Here is a 2,600-nt window from a genome sequence, read left to right as displayed (position 1 = left end):
CGGGCGTCGGGGCCCGGGCGACCGGGGCTTCCGCGGCCCCGGTGGCCGCCGCCCGGGTGGCGGACCGGGAGGCCCGGGCGGGTCCGGCGGCCCGCGGCCCGTACCGCGCCCGGTGATGGTCGATGTCCTGGACGAGGCCGGGCTGCTGCCCGCGATCGTGTTCATCTTCTCGCGCGCCGGCTGCGACGGGGCGGTGCAGCAGTGCCTCGCGGGCGGCCTGCGCCTGACGTCCCCGGCGGAGCAGGCGGAGATCCGGGAGATCGCCGAGACGCGGTGCGCCTCGATCGCGCCGGAGGACCTCGACGTCGTCGGCTACTGGGGGTTCGTGGACGCGCTGACCCGCGGCGTCGCGGCGCACCACGCCGGGATGCTCCCCGCGTTCAAGGAGACCGTCGAGGAGGCGTTCGCCCGCGGCCTCGTCAAGGTCGTGTTCGCGACCGAGACGCTGGCGCTCGGCATCAACATGCCCGCGCGGTCCGTGGTGCTGGAGAAGCTGGTCAAGTGGGACGGCTCGCACCACGTCGACATCACGCCGGGGGAGTACACCCAGCTGACCGGGCGCGCGGGGCGCCGCGGCATCGACAGCGAGGGGCACGCCGTCGTGGTGGGCCGGGGCGACCTGGACCCGATGGCCCTCGCTGGTCTCGCGTCCAAGCGGCTGTACCCGCTGCGCTCGGCGTTCCGGCCGACGTACAACATGGCGGTGAACCTCGTCGCCCAGGTGGGCCGCGTGCGCGCCCGCGAGGTCCTGGAGACGTCGTTCGCGCAGTTCCAGGCGGACCGCGGTGTCGTCGGGCTCGCGCGGCAGGCGCAGCAGCACGCCGAGGCGCTGGAGGGCTACGCCGAGGCGATGTCCTGCCACCTCGGGGACTTCGGGGAGTACGCGCGGATCCGCCGGGAGATCTCGGACCTGGAACGCGGTGTGCACCGCGCCGGTGCGGCGGCCCGCCGCCGGGCCGCGGCGGAGAGCCTCGGCGGCCTGGTCGTCGGCGACGTCGTCGCGGTGCCCTCCGGGCGGCGCGCGGTGCACGCCGTCGTCGTGGACCCCGGGACCCAGGGCGGGTTCGACGGCGCGCGCCCGCTCGTGCTCACCACGGAGCGGGAGGTCCGGCGGCTGTCCGTCCAGGACGTCGGCGACGGGGTCCGCACCGTCGGCACGCTGCGGGTCCCGAAGGGCTTCTCGCCGCGCGCCGCCTCGTCGCGCCGGGACCTGGCCGCCGCGCTGCGGGCGGAGATCACCGCGGGCCGGGTCGACGGCGCGGCGCCGAGCCGCCGCCGGGGTCGGGCGCTCACCGAGCAGGACGAGGACGCCCGCATCGCCGCGCTGCGCCGGGAGATGCGCGCCCACCCGTGCCACCAGTGCCCCGACCGCGAGGAGCACGCCCGCTGGGCGGAGCGCTGGTACCGGCTGGACGGCGAGCACCGGGCGCTGCTGCGCCGCATCGAGGGCCGGACCGGGTCGATCGCCGTGGTGTTCGACCGGATCTGCGACGTCCTCGGCTCGCTCGGCTACCTGGCGCCGGACGACGAGGGCGGCACCCGCGTCACCGAGGACGGCCGCTGGCTGCGCCGGATCTACGCGGAGAACGACCTGCTGCTCGCCGAGTGCCTGCGGCGCGGCGCCTGGGCGGACCTGGACGTCCCCGGCCTGGCCGCCGCCGTGTCCGCCGTCGTGTACTCGGCCCGCCGCGACGACCGCGACCGCGGCCCCGCCGTCCCGGGTGGTCCCGCCGGGCGCCTCGGCGTGGCGCTCGACGCCACCACGCGGATCTGGTCCGAGCTGGACGACCTGGAGGTCGCGCACCGGCTGGAGTCGACGCAGCCCCTGGACCTGGGCCTGGTGCAGCCGCTGCACCGGTGGGCGGCGGGGCGCAGCCTGGACGCCGTGCTGCGGGACGCGGACCTCGCGGCGGGCGACTTCGTCCGGTGGTGCAAGCAGGTGGTCGACGTCCTCGACCAGGTCGCGAAGGCGGCGCCCGACGCGCACCTGCGCGAGACGGCGCGCAAGGCCGTCGGGGCGGTGCGCCGCGGCGTGGTCGCGTACGCCGGGACCTGAGCCGGACCTGACCGGGACCTGAGCCGCTGCTGGTCCGCTCCTGGCCCGCTCCTGATCCGGGCCGCGCTGTGACCTGGGCGACAACGCGGCGCGCCGGGTGCGCCGGGCGTGGTTAGGGTGCGGGACGTGAGCACCACCCTGTACCGGGGCGGTGCGGTGCTGACGCCCGCCGTCCTCGCCGCACGCCCCGACCGACCGCCCCGTCGCGGCCCCGTCCCCGAGGACCTGCTCGAGGACGCCCCGACCGCGCTGCTCGTCGTGGACGGCGCGATCGGCTGGATCGGGCGCGAGGACGAGGCCGACGGCCTCACCGACGCCGCGGACGCGGTGGTCCGGCTGGACGGCGCCCTGGTCACCCCCGGGTTCGTCGACGCGCACGCCCACCTGCTCGACGCGGGGCTGCGGCTCGGGGCGGTGGACCTGTCGGGCGCCGCGGACCTCGCCGGTGCGCTCGCGACCGTGCGCGCCGCCGCCACCGGTGCGCCGGGGCGCGAGGCGGCGGCGCAGGGGGCGCCGCTGTGCGGGTACGGCTGGGACGACCACC

The 2,600-nt window shown here is 77.7% G+C and carries 2 protein-coding genes; both read left to right on the top strand.

Annotated elements, in window-relative coordinates; translation table 11 throughout:
* Positions 1-2,056, top strand: a 2,056-nt coding sequence (locus EBM89_RS20310) for a DEAD/DEAH box helicase (protein ID WP_122151376.1), incomplete at its 5' end; no start/stop codon positions are given.
* Positions 2,057-2,182: 126 nt separating this feature from the next.
* The coding region (locus tag EBM89_RS20305) for an amidohydrolase family protein (RefSeq protein WP_147463648.1) at positions 2,183-2,600 on the top strand (418 nt) is incomplete at its 3' end.

Origin of the sequence: Cellulomonas triticagri (assembly GCF_003696205.1) — a bacterium.
Classification (GTDB): Bacteria; Actinomycetota; Actinomycetes; order Actinomycetales; family Cellulomonadaceae; genus Cellulomonas; species Cellulomonas triticagri.
This window is presented reverse-complemented; position numbering and strand designations above follow the sequence as displayed.